We start from the raw sequence: 20,261 nt of genomic DNA, 5'->3' as shown, positions 1-20,261 counted from the left end.
TACACCCTTTTTTCGTATAACAGAAACAAGTGATAAAGATATGATTACACAAGAACAATTAAAAGAGACAGAAGAACGCAAGTTGGCGTTGAGGAGGTATCTTTGACATCGATTCGAAGAAAATCGAGGTAGAAGAAGAGGAGTTGCGCACCCATGTGCCCGACTTCTGGGAAGACCAGAAGAAGGCCGAAGCGCAGATGAAAAAGGTAAAATCGTTGCACTTCTGGATAGACAGCTATACCGAAATCGAGAAATCGGTCGAGGAGTTGAAGCTGGCCTTCGACTTTGTAAAAGAGGGTATCGTTTCGGAAGAGGAGGTCGACGAGATTTATCACCATACGATGACGCTGATTGAGAATCTCGAGTTGCGCAACATGCTGCGTCGCGAAGAGGACAAGTTGGGCGTGGTATTGAAAATCAACTCGGGTGCCGGTGGTACCGAGGCGCAAGACTGGGCTTCGATGCTCATGCGCATGTACTTGCGCTGGTGCGAACAGCACAACTACAAGACCTCCATCTCCAATATTCTCGAGGGCGATGAGGCCGGTATCAAGTCGGTGACGATACAGATCGAGGGCGACTATGTCTACGGTTACCTGAAGAGCGAAAACGGCGTGCACCGTCTGGTGCGGGTATCGCCCTACAACGCTCAGGGCAAGCGCATGACCTCGTTTGCATCGGTATTCGTGACGCCGCTGGTCGACGATACCATCGAAATCAACATCAACCCCGCCAACATCTCGTGGGATACTTTCCGTTCGAGCGGTGCCGGTGGACAGAATGTGAACAAGGTGGAGTCGGGCGTGCGGTTGCGTTACCAGTTCAAAGATCCCTATACGGGCGAAGAGGAGGAGATTCTGATCGAGAATACCGAGACCCGCGACCAACCCAAGAACCGAGAGAACGCCATGCGCCAGTTGCGCTCTATCTTGTACGACAAGGAGTTGCAGCACCGTATGGCCGAGCAGGCCAAGATTGAGGCCGGCAAGAAGAAAATCGAGTGGGGGTCGCAGATACGCAGCTATGTGTTTGACGACCGCCGGGTGAAAGACCACCGCACCAACTACCAGACCTCCGACGTGCAAGGCGTGATGGACGGCAAGATCGACGGTTTTATCAAAGCCTATCTGATGGAGTTCGGTGGTGACGAAAGCAACGCATAAACCGGTATGGAGAAACTTACGCTGATAAAAGTGGGCGGTAAGATTGTGGAGGAGCAGGCTACGTTGAGTCGCCTGCTCGCCTCGTTTGCCGCCATACCCGGCCGCAAGGTGCTGGTGCACGGAGGCGGCCGATCGGCCACGGCCATGGCGTCGCGGCTGGGTATCGAGAGCCGTATGGTGGGCGGTCGTCGCATCACCGACAAGGCCATGCTCGAGGTGGTGACCATGGTCTACGCCGGCCTGGTGAACAAGAATATCGTGGCCGGCCTGCAGGCCCAGGGAGTAAATGCGCTGGGTATGACGGGGGCCGACATGAATATCCTGCTGTCGGACAAACGTCCGGTGGGCGAGGTCGACTACGGTTACGTGGGCGATGTGCGTCGCGTCGACGCTGCCGCCCTGTCGGCACTCATCGAGATGGGTGTCGTGCCCGTAATCGCTCCGCTTACCCACGACGGGCGAGGCTCAATGCTCAATACCAACGCCGATACCATGGCCGGCGAAACCGCCAAGGCGCTGGCCTCGCGTTACGAGGTATCTCTGGTCTACTGTTTCGAGAAACGGGGCGTGTTGCGCGATGAGAACGACGACAACAGCGTAATTGCCGAGATGACCCGACAGCAGTTCGAGACCTACCGGGCCGAAGGCGTGGTGCAGGGCGGTATGATACCCAAACTCGAAAATGCCTTCGATGCCATTCGCCACGGGGTGCGCGAGGTCATTATTACCCGGGCCGATGCTATCGGGCAGCCTCACGAGGGTACCCGCATCGTGGAGTAAAAGACGATTTTATTGATAGAGAATAAAATACGAGGGCTGCCCGAGAAAGGGCAGCCCTCGCTGTAGGATAGGTTCGTTTATTTAAATTTGCCCCCTCTGTGCTTGTTATTGACCTATCCAGTTCCATCCGGCTGGGGTATATTCCGACGATAAGATGACGACACCCTTCTGGTTCCCCAAAAATTCGATTACCCGGAAATAACCGCAGTGGTTCTGAATGCGAGTTTCGCTTTCCCAAGCCTGGTGCACGAAATAGAGGTGTCCCAGTTCCGGAACACAGAACGACTCGCCCTCTTCGGGTACGCCGAAGGCACTCAGGTCGATTGTCTCGGTGCGTTGTACTCCCAGGTCGGTGAAGGTGGTCATGCGGCCTGCTACACCTTCGATTTTCCCCTCGTTCCAGGTGATGGCAATGTTTTTGTTGAGAAATTCAAAGCCCTCTTCGTAGTCAACCAGTCCCCTTGTCCATATGGTATCGACATTGGTGGGTTGATCTTCTTCGCAAGCGGCGAATGCGAATACCATGCACATGAGAAGCACGATACGAAATGTTGAATACTTCATAGTATAAAATGTTGATTAAAATCCGACCGGTCCCAAAATCGGAATGTTTATGTGTGTGTTACAGACGAATATAAAAGAGCGCGGACCCAAACTTTTTCATTCTTTAAAACCTTAGAAAATCGTATAAAAACCACGATATTAAGTCGGAACGGGCGCAATAAGTGCACAGAACTTTCTCTCTGCGGTATGCCCGAATTTCTCAGATCTGTAGAAACAAAAAGTTAACGCTGTTTTATAAATGTCTTATTGAATGTTGTCCCCTTGTTTATATGTCCCCTTATATAATCATTTTGGTTTTGTCATTAGTTATTTGCAAATATAAATAAATTCTTTTGACAAATCGAAACTTATGGCAAGATATTTTTCCCTTTCGTGTCAAATAGGTATGTATGGGAGGATAGCGGTTGTCGATTGGGAAAAATTTCCGGGATTGTCGTGAGTCGTGCAAAGGTCCTCGAGTGCGGACCGTAAAGATATGAGAAAGCCTGGGAGGATGGCCCGTTGCCGAGCTCTCTTTCTCCCAGGCTTCCGATAGTGTTATTGCTTGATGAATTTGGCCTTTTCGCAGCCGCCATCGGCATATTGGGCTACGGCAACGTAGATGCCGCTCTCCAGGTCGATGTCGAGCGAGGTCGTTCCGCTTGTCGAGAGGTCGGCAGTAACCAGGTTTATCCCCTGCATGTTGTAGACAGCCAGTTTGCCGGTTCTATTTTGGGCGTGGATAAATTCCAGTTCGCCCGATGTGTTGGCTACATAAAGTCCGCTCAGTATCGAGGCCGAGGTGATACCCGAAACGTTTTTGTCCTGAATGATTTCGATGGTAATCGGGTCGGCATAGAGGGTCTCTACGGTCAGCGTTGTCGTGCGTTGCGAGGTTCCCTCGGGGAGAGCTTCGAATGTAATGGGTATCGAGATTTCGGTTGAGGCACCGTCGACCGGAGTTCCCGGTGTGAGCCACGAATCGGCTGCGGTGCAGTCGATACCGTCGGCCATGAACAAGGTCGAGTAGACCGTGACAGACGAGCTGCCTGCCGTTCCGGGAATCTCGACGGGGCTTTCGCATCCGAGGCTCGACATGGAGGCATTGCACAGCGACATGGCCAGAGAATAGCTGCCCATCGAGGAGATGTCGACCATATCCTCTTCACCCTCTTTGGAAAGGAGACGGTATACATAGGCACCGGCGTCGAAGGTTTGTTCGACGCTGTTCGAAACCACGCCGACAACTACGTCGTCGCGGTCAAATCCGTCGAAAATATAGGCCATAGGTTCGTCGATGAGGAGCCGTTGCGGCATGGGGGTTCCGTTCACCTCTTTGAGAAACTCGAAATGCATGCCATATCCATAGTATCCACCCAGTTCGGTAGCCTCTGCGTCGGAGGCTTTGAGCGAAGCGATAGCCAGTGTGTCGCCCAGCTCCCCTGTTTCGGTAAGAGCTACGGCTCTCAGGAAGAACTCGGCATCGTCGGGTGCCTCGAAGGTGGCCAGAATGAGGTCGACACCCGAGATGAGCATCGGGGAGCAAGGTTTCTCAAAGATGTTCATCACGGCCTTGGTGGTGATGTGGTAACCTCGCATATCGAGTTCGCAACTGCCGAAAACGTAGTTTCGGGGAGCCGGCACGTCGTTATAGGAGAGCACGGTGAGCCGGTTGTTATTGACATCGAGATTGCCGATGGTCATGGCCCGGCCTGCCGTTAGAGTGCCGTTCCAGGTGTAGAAACTTTGGCGCGAACCGGACGTAGCGGTGAGAGAGGGCACCGAGTGTGTGCCTATGGAATAGTTGGCCGTGTAGGTCGGGGTGTCGTAGTTTTCGCCGTCGCAATCCCATTGATACGACAAGGCTTCGTTGGAGTAGTTGTTCCACACGAGATCTTTGAATGCGGGTGCAAAAATCGAGGTTGTCGAGAAGGCTTCCCACTTGTAGTTGACACCCGAGAGGAACGTTCCTTGCGGACGGTTGTAGATGGCGGTAGGCAGCATGGGGCGTACATACACTTCGTCGAGTTGCATCGAGTCGCCGTATACTCCTTCGTATTGGAAAGCGATTAATACCGTCTTCCCTGCATAATCGCTGATGTCGATTCTGAACCGGCGGAAATCGGAGATTTCCAGTTCTTCGTCGGTATATTCCAGGTCGGCCACATCGAGCAGCAAATCCCATGATTCACCGCCGTTGTCCGAGATTTTTATCTTCATGGTGGCGGCGATACCGTCGTCTTTGTTATAGAAATTATAGAATACGTAGCAGGGGAGGTAACTCAAATCGAAGAAGAGATAGTCTTCTTCTTTGACGGTGATGGGCTTGGTGATAAGCCACTCGTCCGACTCTTCGTATTCGTCGTATTGGATATAGGCAATGTATTGGCTTTCGGGGTTCAGCGGAAGCCCTTTTGCGATGCTGGGTTCGGTGATGTACCAACTGTACCAGAGTGCATCGGGGTCGTCGTAGTTAGGGTGTGTATTGATGCTGGTCCAGCCTTCGGGCAGCCATTCGAGCGCATCGGGGTCGTCGATATGGTTGGCAAATTCTTCAAAGCCTTCGGCCAAGGTATATTCTTCGTCGGCAGCCGGCATCGCCTCTTTTTGAGCGGTATATACAGGAGCCAGGTTCTCTTTCCGATTGGCAAAGGCCTTGAAGCGGCGTTTGCCGTCGAGAGTCTCTTTTACTGCGATTTTACGCCCGTTTTGCTCATAGGTTTTCAAAGTTCTGGCGGCCTCGGAGCGTATGCTCTTTCTAGCGGTCTGAATTATTTCGACTCTTCGTTGAGCCGGGTTTTCATCGAAAGATTGTGCGGCTGTCGAGGGTAACAGCGTGAGGGAGCACAAGGCTCCGACAAGTAGTAAATTTTTCATGCTTTTCCGATTAAAGGGTTAAAGGTGATATGATTGCTTTGAAAGTTTCGTCGCCGACACGTATGATGAACAGACCGCTCGGCAACGTGAGAGAGAGGGAATCGGCGGTTAATTGCCGTTTCAGGAGAACTTGTCCGGTCATCGATACGATGGTTACCGGGTCGCCGGGTTGACCGTATATATGCAGTATATTCCGATTTGTAGCGATATGGCGCATGCCCGACGTCTCGATCTTGTCGATTGCGGAGGTGTTGCCTACCTTGAATTTTATCGATTCGTCGGAGCGGGTGTAGGTGTTTTGGGCTTGTATCTTGAAGAGGTATTTGCTCTGTCGGTTCAGCCCGGTGAACGAATAGTGATTGTCGGTGACCCCGGTGATGATTGCAGGCTCTGCATGAGAGGCGACCGGTTTTTTGGGCGCTGTCGATTTTTCGCCCGAATAGAGCGAGAGGTTCGACAACGCGAGGTTCGAGAGACTCTCGATTTTGAGGTATCCCGAGTCGATTGACGTGTTGAAAGTTTGGGAGATGAGAGTCTTTGAGGTAGGGCTTTTCAGGGAGAAGATGATTTTTTCTCCTGTGAAATCGGCGTTTTCGCAAAGTGTGATAACGAGCCCGTCGTAGTAGCTGCGGGTGGTTTGGGCCTCAAATTCGAGAGTGAAAGTTCCGTCGCCGCTGAAATCGAGCCGGGGCGAGACCATGTATCCCTTGGCTTTGATACAGCAACGTCCGCCGCATTGGCCTATTCGCTCGCCGGTCCAACCCGGTTGTTGTGTGTAGGAGTCGAGGCTTTGTGAAATTTCGGTCGTGTCGGGCATCAAGTAAGTACCGCTTGCGAAACCCGAGAACGACTCGCCTAACAGCAAGGTATTCAGGGGGTATTGTTCGGACAAAGTTACGGTGTAGGAATCGGCTCCGTCGATTGCGCCCCAAGTAGCCGTGAAACCGTCGTCGGTCACGTCGGTTACGCCCAGTTGGTCGGGGGTGGCCAGTCGGTCGATCATGAAATGGAAATAGACGGTGTCGTTCGATTCGCGAATGTCGATAATCGGTTTGTTCAAAGCTCCTTCGCTATACAATTCGGGTGCGGGATTACTGTCTTCGGTAAAATAGGTATTGTAGGTTGTGCCGGGGAACAGGTCGCCTTCCGGGTTGGTGAAATTGCCGTCGGCCGGTACGATTTGCACCCGTTCGTGTCCTTCGGTGTTGTTGACGGTGTTGTTATCCCAGGCCACAGGGTCATAGTCGATGTGTACAATCATGAGTCCGTGCCCGGCGGCATATCGGTCCCAGCCTGTCTGTTGCCGGTTTTCGAGGGTGAAAAATTCGTTTTCGTTATGGGGCGACCGCATGAGACAGGCCCGATTCGAGCGGTTGAGCGGCGGGAGGGCGATGTGGGCTTGTGGCTCTTGCAGTTCTTGCAGGTCGAGCCAGCCGCAGCTGTATCGTTCGAAAGCCGAGTAGCCTACGGGAGTTTTGCTGTCGTTGTTGTAGCTGCCCATGTCCATGAGGCTCCAGGTTCCCATGCCGAAGGTGTCGCCATACTCGGTGTTGTAGATGTCGGGGAGTCCCAGACAGTGGCTAAATTCGTGGCAGAAGGTTCCTATTCCGCTCAGGATTTCGCCTGTTTCTCCACTTAGTTCCGAGGAACAGGCAAAGGTCGAAATCTTTTTCCCGTCGAGGGTGAGGGAGTGACCAAACTCGTCGAGGGTACCGGCAGCGGGCCAAATGGTGTTCTCGTCGGCTCCGTTCGATTCGGCATGTCCGGCATAGATGACATATACCAAGTCGACTGTACCGTCGTTGTCGAAATCATAATCGGCAAAGTTGACATCGCATTTTTCGTGAGCTTCGGTACAGGCCTCGGTAATCATGGCCGCCAGGTTGAGGTCGTTCCCGTAAAAATCGTTCTCTCCGTAGTATTTCATGTCGTGAGAGAGGGTGACCGGCCCTACCACATCGAACGAGGGCATGAATACACCGTTCGACTGGTCTATAAAGTAGTCGCGGGCGCTGCCGGTGGCTCCGTTTTCGGCATAGCCCTTTTGGTTCATTTGGGCCTCGAAAGCCTCGCGTGTACCCACCGGCGAGAATTTTATGTCGGCATATTGGGCCAAAATGATGAGGCCCCGCACTTCGCCCCGGTTGGGAAAGTCGAATGCCCGGGCTAAACGTTGGCGTCTGTTGATGCGTTTTTGCTGTATAGCCTGGCGATATGAGCTTTTTGTGCGAAGACTGTCGACGAACGCCTTTTCGCGGGATGTACGGTCTTGTGGATTGCGTGCTATATAGGTATGCGTGCGCGAAGTCCCGGGCACATCGAGGTATCTGAAGAAGCCGTCGTCGCCTTTCCCGACAGGGATACGGTCGAGGGTCTGGTAGTAATGCCCATGCTCGTCGCCTGTGAGCGAAATGGTGAGCACTGTACCGTCGGGTTGGATGTACTCGACTACGTGGGGGTAAGCCGGTATGGCTTTGCTGCTAAGTGAAGATGCAAAAAACAGCACCCCTAAAGCAATCTTTGAAGTAACTCTTTGCATAAGTATGATGATTCTGTTGCAAATATATTACTTTTCGTGACATTTTGTTCAGTAGAGGTGCTGTTTTTTGTAATTTAGTTTAATTCTATTTTATGCACTACTTCAATTGTTCGGCCTGATTGTAGATAGCTTCGAAAATAGTCTTGTCGGCTTCGGTGAGCGAGCGTCCCCGACGGGCCATCATTTTCTCGGCAATGGCGTAGAATTTAGGTAGTTGCACGTCGGTGAAGCCGGCCGTGCCGCCCTCGCTGAACGAGGCGACGAAGTTGCGGGGGAACCCGGCACCGTGAATGTTGACTCCCACGCCTATCACCGTAGCGGTGTTGAACATGGTGTTGATGCCGGCCTTGGAGTGGTCGCCCATGATGAGGCCGCAGAATTGCAGGTGGGTGCGCAGGAAGCGGCGGGTGGGGTAGTTCCACAGTTTTATTTCGCTGTAATCGTTCTTGAGGTTCGAGGCTACGGCGCCGGCGCCCAGGTTGCACCATTCGCCGATGACGGCGTTGCCCAGGAATCCGTCGTGTGCCTTGTTGGAGAAGCCGAACATCACCACGTTGTTCAGTTCGCCGCCCACCTTGCAGTAGGGTCCCAGGGTGGTGGCTCCGTAGATTTTGGTACCCATGTTGACAAACACATGTTCGCAGGCGGCGAAGGGGGCCCGTATGCAACTGCCCTCCATCACCTCGCTGTCGGCACCCAGGTAGATGGGGCCGTTGGTCACGTTGAAGATGGCGCACTCGGCCTTGGCTCCGGGCTCGATGAATATCTTGGGGGTTCCGTCGGCAAAGCAGGGGTCGCCGATGACGCGGTTCGACGGGCTGAGCGGCTGGCTGGTGCGGCCGCGGGTGATGAGTTTGAAATCGGCCTCGAGACACTCGCCGTTGAGCAGGAAGATGTCGTAGAGGTGGTGAATGTAGCGGGGCTCTTGCTCGCAAGCGAGCGTGGCGGTGTGACGCCCTTCGCGGAAGTCGGTTTCGCTGCCCCGGAAGGCGATGACCGTATCCTGGTCGACCAGCGCCTCGCCCGGCTGCAACCGGTCTATCTGGGCAACCAGTGTATCGTCGGGGATGAGGTGACCGGCGATGAAGAGGTTGTCGGGGGCGATGACGGCCGGATATTTCCCGGCCATATATTCGGGGGTGATATAGGAGTAGCTGCCGGGCAGCAGGCGTTCCCACTTTTCTCTCAGGGTGAGGATACCCACGCGTATGTCGGCGACGGGGCGGGTAAAGGCCAGGGGCAGCAACTCGAGGTGCTGCTGGGGCGTGTCGAAAAGAATGATATTTTTCATAATCGTATGTAATGGATTGATAGACCAAAGGTAATGTAAATCTTGTGGAAAATCAAAATCTCGGGCGAGCTATTGCCTCGTAGCCGGTCGATTGAACAAATGGCCCGGTGTGGTCGTTTATGGGAAAAAAGAAGGATATGGAAAAGAATCGCTTTGTGCAACTGGTTGCCGGTATGCTGTACCGGACGAACCGGGATACGCTCACCTTGAATACCCGCTACAAGGGACTGAAAGAGTGGAATTTTTTGTTTGAAGTTTCGTTGGCCATGATGCTCGAGGAGGAGTATCACGTGGAGGTGACCCCCGAGGATTTCTCAAGTACGGGAACTCTCGACGAATTGTTCCAACGGGTGTGTGCCCCCGGTCTGGCCGGCAAGGAATAAAACGAGAGCAGGGAGGCGAACGGATATGAGTGGCTTGTCGGGAATTGTAGGAGAGGTAGATCAGTTGGAACAGGTATTGCGACACATGTCGGAGGCCCAGAATCATCGGGGACGCGAGACGCCGGTGGGGTGGGTCTCCACCTTTGTCGATGCCCGGGTGGGATTGATGCACAATCGCATGAACACCATCGACCCGGCCCGGGCTCCGAGTCAGCCTTACGAAGATGCCGATACGGGGCTGGTGGTGATGCTCGACGGCGAGATATTCAACTACGCCGAGGTGCGTGACCAACTGGCCAACTATTACACTTTTGCCACCGGGTGCATGTGCGAGGTGGTGGCCAAGGCTTACGACCGTTGGGGCGATAGCAGCTTCGATCGCTTCGAGGGCTATTTTGCCCTGGTCGTTTACAATCGGTTTTCCGAAGAGTTGTTGCTGTGTCGCGACCGTTTCGGCATCAAGCCGCTCTACTATGCCACCCGGTGGGGAAATCTTTATTTTGCATCGGAGGTGCGGGCCCTGTTTGCCGGGGGTGTCAGGCCCCTGCTGTCGGCCGAGCGGTGGGCCGGTTATCTGGCCTACTCGACTTATGGTTCGCCCTATGAGACCTTTTGGGAGGGGGTGCACCAGTTGCCGGCCGGTTTTTTGCTGCGCTACAACGGTTATTCGCTGGTCGAAAAGCGTTGGTACGAATTGGAGAATCGGGTCGAAGCCTGGCGCAACGAATCGCCCGAACGTAGAGCCGAAGCCTTTCGAGAGCAGATGCGCCGCAGTGTAGGGTATAGCCTCATGGGCGAGATGCCCAAGGGCCTTTCGCTCGATGGAGGCATGGAGTCGGCCCTCTTTATAGCCTTGATGAAAGGGACGGGGACCCCTCGCTATCTGAAGAGTTACATGCCCTATCGCGGGAAGTTGCACCAGAGCGGAGTGCTGTGGGGGGCCGAGCAACTGTCGGCTACAGCTGTGCCGCTCGAACAGGTTTCCATTACCCCTGCGATGTTGTTGAAGGAGCTCGATTTTCTGTCCCGTTGGCAAGAGGAACCTGTCGACGGAATGGAGATGGTGGCTCGGTCGGCCTTTCTCCGGGTGATGCGCAAGCGGGGGCTGGCGGTGGTCAGTGGCGGTTGGGGGTTGGCCCACTTTCTGGGCGATGCCGTTCTGCCGGGCGACCGATATACGTCGCTGGTACCCTCGGAGGTATTGTCGGCCGACTTTCGGCAACTGGCCCGCAAGCCTCTGTACCGGAGGCTGTTCGATTCGGAAAACAGCCATTTGAAGTTTTGCGACTTGTGCTATGAGCGCATTCCCCACCTGTTGCGGTGTGTCGACAAGATGAGCATGTATTATGGCGTGCAGATACGCAATGCCTTTTTGAACCACAATCTCATAGAGATAGCCTTTGCCTTGGCCGGCGACAGCCCTTCGGGACGGGCGCGCAGGCAGTGGTTCGACCACGAGGTGGTAACCCCTTTGCTTTCGGGAGAGGTGAGGCTGGCGCCAGAGAGCGAGGCGGAGGAGCCGATGCTGCCTGCCGAGATGAAGCGGTGGGCCGACGAGGTAGTGCTCGACCTGCGTTACGGGCGGGTATCGGAGTGGTTCGACCACACTCGTCTGGAACGGGCCTGGCGACACGAAGAGGATGAACTCTTTGCCGACCCGGCGAAGGTGTGGAAACTGCTTTCGCTCTGCCTGCAGTTGAAGAGTCTGGGCTGACCGATGGCCGGGCGGGCAGGAGAGGCGATTGGCACCGCCGCAGGCGCGCAAAAATAAATGGCTCCGTCGTAACTCTTTTTCTTGACTTTCACTACCTTTGCATCCAAAATCAATCGTGATGAAATTTATAGAGCAAAAGTTAAAGGGAGCCTTCGTCATCGAGCCGCAAGTGTTCGGCGACAGTCGGGGCTATTTTATGGAGAGTTACAAAAAGGAACTTTTCGACCAATATGTAGGACCGGTCGATTTCATACAGGATAACGAGTCGCGGTCGAGTTACGGTGTGTTGCGCGGTCTCCATTTCCAAAAGGGTGAATATTCGCAAGCCAAACTGGTGCGGGTGACTCAAGGTCGTGTGTATGACGTGATTGTCGACCTGCGCCGCTCGTCGCCCACCTTCGGCCAGTACATCGGGGTAGAACTCTCCGACGACAACAAGCGCCAGCTCTTCGTGCCGCGCGGATTTGCCCACGGCTTTACCGTATTGAGCGAGACAGCCCAGTTCTGCTACAAGGTCGACAACGTGTATGCCCCTGAGCATGAGGCTACATTGCTCTACAACGACCCGCATGTGGGTGTGGTGTGGCCGGTGAAGCCCGAAGATATGCTGCTCTCGCCGAAAGATATGAAGGGGCTCGGGTTCGATGAAATCGAGACATTCGAGTAACAGGCGGGAATATAAATCACTGTTGTCGGTCGTTTGTGACTTGACGATAAAATGGTGAAAAATAATCCGAATATATTTGGTTTTTAGTGATTTAGTGCTTATCTTTGCACCACTTTTGATGCTGTAAAAGGTCGAAGCGTTTATATAATCGATTGATTATGTGAAAGCTATGACCAATTTTAGCGTCTTGGACAGAGAGAATAAGAAGGAAAATTATAAGTAAAAAGATTTTTAAAAAAGTTCTAAGAAATGCCTACGATTCAACAATTAGTAAGAAAAGGACGGGTTGTATTGGAAGACAAGAGTAAATCTCCTGCATTGGATTCATGTCCGCAAAGACGTGGTGTATGCGTGAGAGTTTACACGACGACTCCTAAGAAACCTAACTCTGCCATGCGTAAAGTTGCTCGTGTACGTTTAACCAACGGTAAAGAGGTGAACTCTTACATCCCGGGTGAAGGTCACAACCTGCAAGAGCACTCTATCGTACTCGTTCGTGGCGGTCGTGTGAAAGACCTCCCTGGTGTACGTTATCACATCGTACGCGGTACGTTGGATACTGCCGGTGTAGGTGGCCGCACGCAACGTCGCTCGAAATATGGCGCCAAGAGACCTAAAGCAGGAGCTGCACCTGCCGCAAAAGGTAAGAAATAATCGATACCTTTGAGAAAAAGCCAGCAAAGAGATTAAAAAGAATTAGTGTCAAACACTGGTTCGCGTTTATTGGATAGGCTGATTGGGTTGAGTAAATGAAATCGGCGGATTTCGTTGAAGATGTAAAGAACAGCAACCAAAAACAAGAACGACAATTTATTGTAAAAAATGAGAAAAGCAAAACCAAAGAAACGGGTTGTATTACCAGATCCCGTATTCAATGATGTAAGGGTTTCGAAATTTGTGAACCACTTGATGTATGATGGCAAGAAAAATACTGCCTACTCTATTTTCTACAGCGCACTGGAGATTGCGAAATCGAAGTTGCCCAACGAGGAGAAATCGGCCCTCGAAATCTGGAAGAAAGCCCTGGAAAATATTACACCTCAAGTAGAGGTTAAGTCTCGCCGTGTGGGTGGTGCTACTTTCCAAGTACCTACGGAAATCCGCCCCGATCGTAAAGAATCTATTTCAATGAAAAATCTTATTATCTATTCTCGTAAGAGAGGTGGCAAAACGATGGCCGACAAACTGGCTGCCGAAATTGTCGACGCTTTCAACGAGCAGGGTGGTGCATTCAAACGTAAAGAAGACATGCACAAGATGGCCGAGGCCAACCGTGCATTCGCTCATTTTAGATTTTAATTGAATAAAATAAGGAATAAAGAAAATGGCAAAATCTGACGCTCATTTGAAATATACCAGAAATATTGGTATTATGGCACACATCGATGCCGGTAAGACAACGACTTCGGAACGTATTCTGTACTACACGGGGTTGACGCACAAAATCGGCGAGGTGCACGACGGTGCCGCTACCATGGACTGGATGGAGCAGGAGCAGGAGCGCGGTATCACGATTACGTCGGCCGCCACTACCGCTTTCTGGAACTATAAAGGCGAGAAATACAAAATCAACCTGATTGATACTCCGGGGCACGTCGACTTTACCGTTGAGGTAGAGCGTTCGTTGCGTGTGCTCGACGGTGCTGTGGCTACATTCTGTGCAGTAGGTGGTGTTGAGCCCCAATCTGAAACCGTATGGCGCCAGGCCGATAAATACAATGTACCGCGTATCGGTTATGTAAACAAGATGGACCGTTCGGGTGCCAACTTCTTTGAGGTGGTTCGCCAGCTGAAAGATGTACTGGGTGCAAACCCCTGTCCCATCCAAGTACCTATCGGTGCTGAGGAGACTTTCAAAGGCGTAGTCGACCTGATTCGCATGAAAGCCATCTACTGGCACGACGAAACGATGGGTGCCGACTACAGCCTGGAGGAAATTCCCGACAGCTTGAAAGCCGAGTGCGACGAGTGGAGAGACAAGATGCTCGAGAAAATCGCCGAGTGCGACGATGAGCTGATGGAGAAATACTTCGCCGATCCTTCGACGATTACCGAAGACGAAATCGTCCGCGCTATCCGCAAAGGTACGCTGGCCATGCAAATCGTTCCTATGATTTGCGGTTCGTCGTTCAAGAACAAAGGTGTACAACCGCTGCTCGATGCCGTTTGCGCATTCTTGCCCAGCCCGGTAGATACGCCGGCCGTGGTAGGTCACGACATGAACGACCCCGAGAAAGAAGTGGTACGTCACCCCTCCTTCTCTGAGCCTATGTGTGCATTGGCCTTCAAGATCGCAACCGACCCCTATGTAGGCCGTCTCTGCTTCTTCCGTGTATATTCGGGCGAAATCGTTGCCGGTTCTTACGTACTCAACTCCCGTTCGGGTAAGAAAGAGCGTGTATCGCGTCTGTTCCAAATGCACTCGAACAAACAGAATCCCAAAGAGTCGATCGACTGCGGCGATATAGGTGCCGGTGTAGGTTTCAAGGATATCCGCACGGGCGATACGCTCTGCGCCGAAGACGCTCCTATCGTACTCGAGGCTATGGACTTCCCCGCACCTGTGATCGGTATCGCTGTTGAGCCCAAGACTCAGAAAGACCTCGACAAGCTGGGTATCGGTCTGCAGAAACTGGCCGAAGAGGATCCTACCTTTACCGTAGCTACCAACGAGGAGACGGGACAAACGGTTATCAGCGGTATGGGTGAGCTCCACCTGGAGATCATTATCGACCGTCTGAAACGTGAGTTCAAGGTAGAATGTAACCAGGGTCGTCCCCAAGTTACCTACAAAGAGGCTATCACCAAACCGGTTGAGCTCCGCGAGGTATTCAAGAAACAGACGGGTGGTCGTGGTAAGTTTGCCGACATCATCGTACGCGTAGAGCCCTCGACTCGCGAAGAGGCCGGTCTCGAATTCGTAGATGAAGTAAAAGGTGGTAACATCCCCAAAGAGTTCATCCCCTCGATTCAGAAAGGTTTCACTACGGCTATGAAGAACGGTGTATTGGCCGGCTTCCCGGTAGACAGCCTGAAGGTAACCGTACTCGATGGTTCGTTCCACCCCGTAGACTCTGACCAGTTGTCGTTCGAACTCTGTGCCATCCAGGCCTTCAAGAAAGCCTGCGAAAAAGCCGGACCCGTATTGCTCGAGCCTATCATGAAGATCGAGGTAGTAACCCCCGAAGAGAGCATGGGTGATGTAATCTCCGACTTGAACAAACGTCGTGGACAAATCGAAGGTATGGAGTCGAGCCGTTCGGGCGCCCGTATCGTGAAAGCAACGGCACCTCTGGCCGAGATGTTCGGTTATGTAACCGCCCTGCGTACCATCACTTCGGGTCGTGCCACCTCGACGATGTCGTTCTCGCACTATGCCGAGGTAAGCTCGTCGATTGCCAAGAATGTGTTGACCGAAGTAAACGGTAGAGTAGATTTATTGTAATTAAACCATCAAATATCAATATGAGCCAAAAAATCAGAATTAAATTGAAGTCTTACGACCACAACTTGGTTGACAAGTCGGCCGAGAAAATCGTAAAGACGGTGAAAGCTACGGGCGCAGTAGTGAGCGGGCCTATTCCTCTTCCTACTCACAAACGTATCTTCACGGTAAACCGCTCGACTTTCGTAAACAAGAAATCGAGAGAGCAATTCGAGTTGTCTTCGTTCAAGCGTCTTATCGACATCTACAGCTCGACGGCCAAGACCGTAGACGCCTTGATGAAATTGGAGTTGCCCAGCGGCGTGGATGTAGAAATTAAAGTGTGATTCAACAAAAATTAAGTAGAAATGCCAGGATTATTAGGAAAAAAAATCGGAATGACATCCGTTTTCAGTGCCGAGGGTAAAAATGTACCATGCACTGTTATCGAAGTTGGTCCTTGCGTGGTTACGCAAATCAAAACCGTTGAAAAGGATGGTTACGAGGCAGTACAAGTAGGTTTTATCGACAAGAAAGATAAACACACTACGAAGCCCGAAGCCGGCCATTTCAAGAAAGCAGGCGTAACGCCCAAGAGACACTTGGCCGAGTTCAAATTCGATACCGAATACAAATTGGGCGACACGATTGCCGTCGATTTGTTTGAAGGTGCGGATTACGTAGATGTAATCGGCGTATCAAAAGGTAAAGGTTTCCAAGGTGTAGTTAAGCGTCATGGTTTCGGCGGTGTAGGCCAGACCACTCACGGTCAGCACAACCGCTTGCGTGCCCCCGGTTCTATCGGTGCATGTTCGTATCCTGCCCGTGTGTTCAAGGGTACTCGTATGGCCGGCCAGATGGGTAACAGCCGTGTAACCGTGCAAAACCTTCAAGTGTTAAAAGTAATACCCGAGCACAATCTTTTGCTCATCAAAGGATCGGTACCGGGCAGTAAAGGTTCAATCGTAATAATTGAGAAATAATGGAACTGAGCGTATATAACATTAAAGGTGAGGACACCGGTAAGAAGGTTGTTCTGGACGACTCCGTATTCGGAATCAAGCCCAACGATCACGCCGTATATCTCGATGTGAAACAATACTTGGCCAACCTGCGTCAAGGAACTCACAAATCCAAAGAAAGAAGCGAAGTATCGGGTAGTACCCGCAAACTGAAAAGACAAAAAGGAACGGGCGGCGCTCGTAGCGGTGATATCAACTCGCCGGTTATGATCGGTGGTGGTCGTGTATTCGGTCCCAAACCCCGTGACTACCGTTTCAAACTGAACAAGAAAGTGAAAGAACTCGCCCGCAAGTCGGCATTGACTTACAAGGCTCAGGAGAATGCCATCGTAGTGGTAGAGGACTTCTCTTTCGATGCCCCCAAGACCAAGGAATTCGTAAACTTGCTGAAAAATTTGCAAGTTGCTGATAAAAAGTCACTTTTGGTTTTATCGGAACAAAATAAAAACGTATATTTGTCGGCCCGTAATCTTACGGGAACAAATGTGGTAACGGTTTCGGAGCTCAACACCTACAAAGTATTGGACAACAAGGCTTTGATTTTGACGGAGAGCACGGTAGCCGCTATCAATAACTTTTGATGTAAGGAGGCTTAAATATGGGAATTATTATTAAACCTATCGTAACAGAGAAAATGACGGCCATGGGCGAGAAATACAATCGCTATGGTTTCCGTGTGGACCCGAAGGCCGACAAGTTGCAAATCAAGAAAGCCGTAGAAGCGATGTACAACGTGACGGTCGTATCGGTAAACACGATGAACTATCGTGGCAAAAACAAAAGCCGCTACACCAAGACCGGTCTCATCTCGGGTAAGACGGCCGCTTATAAGAAAGCCTTGGTTACATTGAAAGAAGGAGAAACTATTGATTTTTATAGCAATATCTAATTAAACAATGGCAGTAAGAAAATTAAAGCCCACAACACCGGGGCAAAGACACAAAGTTATTGGTGCATTTGATAATATCACTGCTAGCGCGCCAGAAAAATCTCTTGTAAGAGGTGTCAGAAAATCGGGTGGTCGTAACAATGAAGGGCATCTGACGATGCGCTACATTGGCGGCGGTCACAAGAGAAAATACAGATTGATCGACTTCAAGAGAAACAAAGACGGTGTACCCGCTACTGTAAAGACGATCGAATACGACCCGAACCGTTCGGCCCGTATCGCTCTCTTGTTCTATGCAGACGGTGAAAAACGTTACATTATTGCACCCAACGGCTTGGAAGTTGGAGCAACCTTGATGTCTGGCGAAAATGCAGCTCCTGAGGTAGGAAATGCGTTGCCCTTGAAAAACATACCTATCGGTACTGTTATTCACAACATCGAGTTGCGTCCGGGTCAAGGAGCCTTCCTGGTTCGCTCGGCCGGCACGTTTGCTCAGTTGACTTCGAGAGAAGGCGATTATGCAATTATCAAATTACCTTCTGGAGAAACCAGAAAAATCCTCGCAACCTGTAAAGCCACGATCGGCAGCGTAGGAAACTCGGATCACGCCCTCGAACGCTCGGGTAAAGCCGGACGCTCGCGCTGGTTGGGCCGTCGTCCTCGCAACCGTGGTGTCGTGATGAACCCTGTAGATCACCCGATGGGTGGTGGTGAAGGTCGTGCATCAGGTGGACACCCCAGATCGAGAAAAGGCTTGTATGCAAAAGGTTTGAAGACCAGAGCTCCGAAGAAACACTCTTCGAAGTATATAATTGAAAGAAGGAAAAAGTAATCTGATAAATTGACAACAACATGAGTCGTTCATTAAAAAAAGGCCCATATATCAGTGTGAAGCTGGATAAAAAAGTTGCCGCCATGGAGGCATCAGGCAAAAAGTCTGTGATCAAAACATGGTCGCGTGCATCTATGATTTCACCCGAATTCGTAGGGCATACTTTTGCAGTACACAATGGTAATAAATTTATTCCCGTATATGTTACCGAAAACATGGTAGGCCACAAGCTCGGCGAGTTTGCTCCTACGCGTACATTCCGCGGCCATGCAGGTAACAAGAAAAAATAAGGCCTGAGGGAATGCGAGTTTTAATACAATTAAAGAATTGAAAAATGGGTGCAAGAAAAAGAGAATCAGCCAATAGAAGGAAGGAAGCTCTGAAAACTCAATATTTCGCCAAGTTGAACAATGTTCCTACCTCTCCCCGTAAAATGCGCTTGGTAGCCGATATGGTAAGAGGTATGGAGGTATTCAAAGCCTTGGGCGTATTGAAGTTCTCGAACAAGGAAGCTTCGCAAAGACTGGAAAAACTGTTGCGTTCGGCCATTGCCAACTGGGAGCAAAAGAACGAGCGCAAGGCCGAAAGCGGAGAACTGTACATCTCGACAATCTATGTAGATTGCGCAGCAATGTTGAAGCGTCTTCGTCCGGCTCCGCAAGGACGAGGTTACCGGATTCGCAAACGTTCGAATCACGTAACATTGTTTGTCGATACAATAAATAAAAACAATAACAAAAACTAATTGCTGGATGGGACAGAAAGTAAATCCGATAAGTAACCGTTTGGGAATCATCAGAGGTTGGGATTCCAATTGGTATGGCGGTAAAAACTATGGTGACAGGTTGTTGGAAGACAGCAAGATCCGGAAGTATTTGAATGCCCGTCTTGCAAAAGCCAGCGTTTCACGCATAGTTATAGAACGTACGTTGAAGTTGATCACTATTACCGTGTGCACGGCTCGTCCGGGTCTGATCATCGGTAAAGGCGGTCAAGAGGTAGACAAGCTCAAGGAAGAGTTGAAGAAGATTACCGACAAGGACGTACAGATCAATATCTACGAGGTAAAACGCCCCGAACTCGACGCCGAAATCGTGGCCAGCAACATCGCTCGCCAGATCGAAGGCAAAATCGCTTACCGTCGTGCCGTGAAGATGGCCATCGCTTCGACGATGCGCATGGGCGCCGAGGGTATCAAAGTACAAGTGTCGGGTCGTTTGAACGGTGCCGAAATGGCTCGTTCCGAAATGTACAAAGAGGGAAGAACCCCCCTGCACACATTGCGTGCCGATATTGACTATGCCTTGGTAGAAGCTCTTACGAAAGTAGGCATCATCGGTATCAAGGTTTGGATCTGCCGTGGCGAAATCTACGGAAAGAAAGACCTGGCTCCCGCGTTCACCAACAACGCCAAAGAGGCACGTGGTGGAAACGGAGGACCGAAAAAGGGCTTCAGAAAACCCAAAACTAACCGCTAAACGAAAATTGAACTATGTTACAACCGAAAAAAACTAAATTCAGAAGACAGCAAAAAGGTCGCCAAAAGGGCAATGCCCAAAGAGGCAACCAGCTGGCTTTCGGCTCTTTCGGCATCAAGTCGTTAGATACGAAATGGATTACAGGTCGTCAAATCGAGGCCGCTCGTGTTGCTGTAACACGTTACATGCAACGTCAAGGTCAGATTTGGATCCGTATATTTCCCGATAAACCTATTACTAAGAAGCCGGCCGATGTACGTATGGGTAAAGGTAAAGGTAATCCCGAGGGATTCGTATTCCCCATCACGCCGGGTCGTGTTATTATCGAGGTAGAGGGTGTACCTTATGAGATCGCCAAGGAGGCTCTGCGCCTGGGTGCCCAGAAACTCCCGATTACTACTAAGTTCGTTGTTCGTCGTGACTACGACGCCAGTCAAAATGTGTAAGTTATGAAAAAAGCAGAAGTAAAAGAATTAGGCTCCAAGGAATTGCAAGAGAGATTGGATGCAGCCGTAGCCGCACTCAACCAGATGGAGATCAACCACAGCATCTCGCCGTTGGACAGTCCTGCTAAAATAACTCACGAACGCAGGATGATTGCGCGCATGAAAACCGAGTTGCGCAAACGTGAACTTAATAAAAAATAATCAGCCACATAT

At 51.3% G+C, this 20,261-nt stretch carries 22 protein-coding genes; 18 read left to right on the top strand and 4 right to left on the bottom strand.

The genetic code is table 11. The features are described 5' to 3' along the window. The first annotated feature begins 40 nt into the window (after nt 1-40). Together prfB and argB are read left to right on the top strand one after the other, a co-directional pair. A protein-coding gene (prfB, locus tag Q1K76_RS06310) for a peptide chain release factor 2 (protein ID WP_143240896.1) occupies nt 41-1,163 on the top strand; the annotation gives its coding sequence in 2 pieces (ribosomal slippage) (nt 41-103 and nt 105-1,163; 1,122 coding nt in all). 6 nt (nt 1,164-1,169) lie between these two features. Next, nucleotides 1,170-1,943 (top strand): acetylglutamate kinase, encoded by a 774-nt coding sequence (argB, locus tag Q1K76_RS06305; RefSeq protein WP_300131897.1) that lies wholly within the window; start codon nt 1,170-1,172, stop codon nt 1,941-1,943. A gap of 105 nt (nt 1,944-2,048) precedes the next feature. Here the strand turns inward: argB and Q1K76_RS06300 are convergent, their stop codons facing one another. The 4 genes from Q1K76_RS06300 to Q1K76_RS06285 form a co-directional block, all read right to left on the bottom strand. Continuing rightward, entirely contained in the window at nt 2,049-2,507 is a 459-nt protein-coding gene (locus tag Q1K76_RS06300) for a hypothetical protein (protein WP_300131895.1), read from the bottom strand. Between the two features lie 537 nt (nt 2,508-3,044). Then, on the bottom strand, nt 3,045-5,213 hold the full coding sequence (locus Q1K76_RS06295; RefSeq protein ID WP_300131893.1) for a choice-of-anchor J domain-containing protein: 2,169 nt from the start codon (nt 5,211-5,213) through the stop codon (nt 3,045-3,047). 160 nt (nt 5,214-5,373) lie between these two features. Next, nucleotides 5,374-7,902 (bottom strand): M6 family metalloprotease domain-containing protein, encoded by a 2,529-nt coding sequence (locus tag Q1K76_RS06290; protein ID WP_300131891.1) that lies wholly within the window; start codon nt 7,900-7,902, stop codon nt 5,374-5,376. A 97-nt stretch (nt 7,903-7,999) separates the two neighbouring features. Continuing rightward, nucleotides 8,000-9,193, bottom strand: coding sequence for a putative sugar nucleotidyl transferase (locus Q1K76_RS06285; protein WP_258326814.1), 1,194 nt, complete (start codon nt 9,191-9,193; stop codon nt 8,000-8,002). Nucleotides 9,194-9,330: 137 nt separating this feature from the next. Here Q1K76_RS06285 and Q1K76_RS06280 point away from each other — a divergent pair, with 137 nt between their 5' ends. The 16 genes from Q1K76_RS06280 to rpmC all read left to right on the top strand — a co-directional run bounded on the left by Q1K76_RS06280 (nt 9,331) and on the right by rpmC (nt 20,249). Then, a complete protein-coding gene (locus Q1K76_RS06280) occupies nt 9,331-9,576 on the top strand; it encodes an acyl carrier protein (RefSeq protein WP_289540975.1) in 246 nt (81 codons plus the stop codon). 25 nt (nt 9,577-9,601) lie between these two features. Next, nucleotides 9,602-11,290, top strand: coding sequence for an asparagine synthase-related protein (locus Q1K76_RS06275; RefSeq protein WP_300131886.1), 1,689 nt, complete (start codon nt 9,602-9,604; stop codon nt 11,288-11,290). Between the two features lie 118 nt (nt 11,291-11,408). Then, nucleotides 11,409-11,957 (top strand): dTDP-4-dehydrorhamnose 3,5-epimerase, encoded by a 549-nt coding sequence (gene rfbC / locus Q1K76_RS06270; RefSeq protein ID WP_087408016.1) that lies wholly within the window; start codon nt 11,409-11,411, stop codon nt 11,955-11,957. Between the two features lie 249 nt (nt 11,958-12,206). Continuing rightward, complete coding sequence (rpsL, locus tag Q1K76_RS06265; protein WP_008862863.1) at nt 12,207-12,611, top strand: 30S ribosomal protein S12; 405 nt, start codon at nt 12,207-12,209, stop codon at nt 12,609-12,611. Nucleotides 12,612-12,779: 168 nt separating this feature from the next. Beyond that, nucleotides 12,780-13,256: a 30S ribosomal protein S7 gene (gene rpsG, locus Q1K76_RS06260; RefSeq protein ID WP_087408017.1), complete on the top strand. Its 477-nt coding sequence runs from the start codon at nt 12,780-12,782 to the stop codon at nt 13,254-13,256. A 25-nt stretch (nt 13,257-13,281) separates the two neighbouring features. Continuing rightward, a complete protein-coding gene (gene fusA / locus Q1K76_RS06255; protein WP_087408018.1) occupies nt 13,282-15,402 on the top strand; it encodes an elongation factor G in 2,121 nt (706 codons plus the stop codon). 20 nt (nt 15,403-15,422) lie between these two features. Continuing rightward, on the top strand, nt 15,423-15,728 hold the full coding sequence (rpsJ, locus tag Q1K76_RS06250; RefSeq protein ID WP_008862860.1) for a 30S ribosomal protein S10: 306 nt from the start codon (nt 15,423-15,425) through the stop codon (nt 15,726-15,728). A 21-nt stretch (nt 15,729-15,749) separates the two neighbouring features. After that, nucleotides 15,750-16,364, top strand: a complete 615-nt coding sequence (gene rplC / locus Q1K76_RS06245; protein WP_025278737.1) for a 50S ribosomal protein L3 — start codon at nt 15,750-15,752, stop codon at nt 16,362-16,364. Continuing rightward, the gene (gene rplD / locus Q1K76_RS06240) at nt 16,364-16,984 is read left to right on the top strand and encodes a 50S ribosomal protein L4 (protein ID WP_087408019.1); all 621 of its coding nucleotides are present in this window, start codon (nt 16,364-16,366) and stop codon (nt 16,982-16,984) included. The genes rplC and rplD overlap by 1 nt, the downstream gene beginning before the upstream one ends. Nucleotides 16,985-17,001: 17 nt before the next feature. After that, complete coding sequence (gene rplW, locus Q1K76_RS06235; protein WP_087408020.1) at nt 17,002-17,292, top strand: 50S ribosomal protein L23; 291 nt, start codon at nt 17,002-17,004, stop codon at nt 17,290-17,292. A 7-nt stretch (nt 17,293-17,299) separates the two neighbouring features. Then, nucleotides 17,300-18,124, top strand: a complete 825-nt coding sequence (rplB, locus tag Q1K76_RS06230; protein WP_087408021.1) for a 50S ribosomal protein L2 — start codon at nt 17,300-17,302, stop codon at nt 18,122-18,124. 20 nt (nt 18,125-18,144) lie between these two features. Then, on the top strand, nt 18,145-18,414 hold the full coding sequence (gene rpsS, locus Q1K76_RS06225) for a 30S ribosomal protein S19 (protein WP_025278741.1): 270 nt from the start codon (nt 18,145-18,147) through the stop codon (nt 18,412-18,414). Between the two features lie 44 nt (nt 18,415-18,458). Next, nucleotides 18,459-18,869, top strand: coding sequence for a 50S ribosomal protein L22 (gene rplV, locus Q1K76_RS06220; protein WP_087408022.1), 411 nt, complete (start codon nt 18,459-18,461; stop codon nt 18,867-18,869). Nucleotides 18,870-18,876: 7 nt separating this feature from the next. Then, on the top strand, nt 18,877-19,602 hold the full coding sequence (rpsC, locus tag Q1K76_RS06215) for a 30S ribosomal protein S3 (protein WP_087408023.1): 726 nt from the start codon (nt 18,877-18,879) through the stop codon (nt 19,600-19,602). Nucleotides 19,603-19,616: 14 nt separating this feature from the next. Further along, complete coding sequence (gene rplP / locus Q1K76_RS06210) at nt 19,617-20,048, top strand: 50S ribosomal protein L16 (protein WP_087408024.1); 432 nt, start codon at nt 19,617-19,619, stop codon at nt 20,046-20,048. Nucleotides 20,049-20,051: 3 nt separating this feature from the next. After that, complete coding sequence (rpmC, locus tag Q1K76_RS06205; protein ID WP_087408025.1) at nt 20,052-20,249, top strand: 50S ribosomal protein L29; 198 nt, start codon at nt 20,052-20,054, stop codon at nt 20,247-20,249. Nucleotides 20,250-20,261: the final 12 nt, after the last annotated feature.

It is taken from the genome of uncultured Barnesiella sp., from assembly GCF_946496565.1.
Classification (GTDB): Bacteria; Bacteroidota; Bacteroidia; order Bacteroidales; family Barnesiellaceae; genus Barnesiella; species Barnesiella merdigallinarum.
Note: the sequence above shows the minus strand (reverse complement) of the source record. Positions and strands in the feature narration are given on the sequence as shown.